This is a genomic window from Methylobacterium sp. E-025, from assembly GCF_022829705.1.
Lineage (GTDB): Bacteria > Pseudomonadota > Alphaproteobacteria > Rhizobiales > Beijerinckiaceae > Methylobacterium.
The window spans coordinates 1-2,289 of record NZ_JAKSYR010000056.1 but is presented as its reverse complement, the minus strand read 5'-3'; the positions used below and the strand labels follow the sequence as shown (position 1 = coordinate 2,289).

The window sequence follows — 2,289 nt, the reverse complement described above, 5'->3', positions numbered from 1 at the left end:
GTCACGGCTTTCGGTGCTGTCCCAGCCATCGCGGTCCCTCCTCCAGCGTGTCGAAGATCGCCGCTGAGATACCAACGAGCCGTCCGAAGGCCGCCTCCACGAACCAGCCCAGGCGCACCCCGTGCTCGGGGCTATGTAGGCGCACCATCACTACGAGCAGAAGGCCGTTTGCGAGTACCAGACGCTCTGCCCGATCCGGGCTGCCCGTGTCAACCAAGATCGGCTGCAGCACGAGCAACGTCTCGACGTTGTCGTGCGCATCCATGACTAACTTTCCCGTAGCTGGTTCAACCACGGCTCGCTCCGGCGTGCGCCTTGATACCCCCGAGCACGAGGTGGGCCCGGGCTGGTTCGTGGAGGCGGCCTTCGGACGGCTCGTTGGTATCTCAGCGCCGATCTTCGACACGCTGGAGGAGGCCACGCGATGGCTACGCCAGCACCGAACGGCGTGACTTAAACAGGATCGGTGCTGCAAAGTTCACCCAATGGCCGGACAGGCGAAGTAGCACTGACGATCCTGGTCAAACACTATACCGTGATGGCCGAACTGTCGCGGGATCGATCGCGTACAGCGCCTGTTGTCAGACGCTCCAGGATTTTCCTGCCGCATCTCCATCATCTGGAATTACAGTGATTAAAATTTTGCTCGCCGCTGCTGTTGCGGCCGTGCTCTCTACGCCTGCCTTCGCCCAGTATCAGGATGTGCCCGCAAGCACGGGTGAGGTCGGCCCGCGTGGCGTGCCTGGTGTCGTGACCCGCCAGCCAGGTTCGACTGGCGAAGAGGGTGCTGCTACTTACTCACCAACTGGACGTGCCGAGGATGGAATTTCGGACGACTCGGCGGCTTCCGGCAACGAGGGGCAGCCTTCACGCCTAGGCTCGACCGGTAGCGGTGGCGGAAGGTAACATCTTCGGTACTATCAGTCTGCCGTGACCCTTCAGCCCGCCCGGTTCGCCGCGGCGGGTTTTGCATACCGCCAACTGGGCAAGCTGTTGGTCTGAATACTCAATTAGATAGAATCAGGCATCCTAAGCTATGAGACGTTCATACCAAGCGAGCCGAGCGTTCGTCCCATAAATGTCACCGTGAAGATTTGTAGCTTTGTACCGCCCATTCGCGGCAATCTCGTCAATTGGTTAGAAGTCCGCCAGATAAATCATATCTTTTGATCCCTTATGATTTGTTTATTGCACCCATAAGGTCGCACGTCTGGACCTCTCGGTCACGCTGCTTGTTCTGTTTTTACGTCCAACATATTTGGGCGAGCGAGGTTTATAAGTGTCAGAACATACCTCTGGTCAGGACAGTCGTCAGGGCAAGCGTGGCAGACCAGCCCTCTATGTCTTGATCGTAAGCGTCGGATTGATGCTCACTTCCTTGGCTGGGCTGATGATCTGGCAGGGAGCGAATTCTCGTGCCGATTACGCCAGCCAGAGCCAAGCCGCGTCGCGTAAGCAGATTACCGGGTCCGAAAGCGGCAGATCGGATGTCACGTCATCTGCGAACAGCAGTGGTGTCCCTGGCGGCAATCCAGCCTATCCGCAGCCAGCCGTACGCAGGGCCAACCAATGAAATCGGCCAAGACGACGACCGCGGATGTGGTCGAAATCGCGGTGCTCGCGCGCGCCAAGCGCAACTTCCAAAACAACGGCTTGGGAGATCGAATGTGGGGTACCCCCGGCGCTGCAAATGAGCCTCCGCTCAGCGAAGCTTTTCTTCTGAGCGACGATCAACGTGCTGACTTCATCGCAGCCGCACGAGCGGAGATTGAGGCCGAGAATGGCTCTTCACTTCATGCAGACGCAAGCGTCTCTTTATCTAAGGCCAAGCCATAAGTTTCGGTATCAGTGCGCTGTCCGGGAGCCGCGACGATGCGCAGTCGGCGAAAGGCACATTGATCGCATCTGGCATCCTCGAGGGCGTGACCCGTCTTGTCGTTTGCCCTGCCATACCACCGGTCGGCTGCGGCGAGCGATTGCATGGCACATGGCAGTCTCCCAGGCATTACGGGCTGGGCGTTTGTGGCCACCTGTGACTGCGTAGCGTGTCAGGATACGTTGAACGGTCAGGCTGCGTGAGATTGATGCGCGTCGACTGGTGGCATGACATCAGGAAGCCACACCTGCGGAAGGCTGGCCACGGCCGGCTTAGAGCGTTTTCGGTTTAATCTGGTCCGTATCCAGCGGCAGCGAAGAAGTTGGCGCACTCGTCAGGTGTGACGGTGTCGACGAGACGTCCGATGGCCGACCACAATCCCTCGACGGTTCGCTCGGCCGCTTTGCGTAGCA

The 2,289-nt window shown here is 59.1% G+C and carries 2 protein-coding genes and 1 pseudogene; 1 reads left to right on the top strand and 2 read right to left on the bottom strand.

The genetic code is table 11. The features are described from left to right. Position 1: 1 nt before the first annotated feature. Positions 2 to 265: a hypothetical protein gene (locus MKK64_RS05500; RefSeq protein WP_243932559.1), complete on the bottom strand. Its 264-nt coding sequence runs from the start codon at positions 263 to 265 to the stop codon at positions 2 to 4. 1,304 nt (positions 266 to 1,569) lie between these two features. On the opposite strand from MKK64_RS05500, the gene MKK64_RS05490 reads away from it, so the two are divergent. Beyond that, positions 1,570 to 1,836, top strand: coding sequence for a hypothetical protein (locus tag MKK64_RS05490; RefSeq protein WP_243932557.1), 267 nt, complete (start codon positions 1,570 to 1,572; stop codon positions 1,834 to 1,836). 328 nt (positions 1,837 to 2,164) lie between these two features. Here the strand turns inward: MKK64_RS05490 and MKK64_RS05485 are convergent. Continuing rightward, a pseudogene (locus tag MKK64_RS05485) lies at positions 2,165 to 2,289 on the bottom strand (IS630 family transposase); the annotation flags it as partial.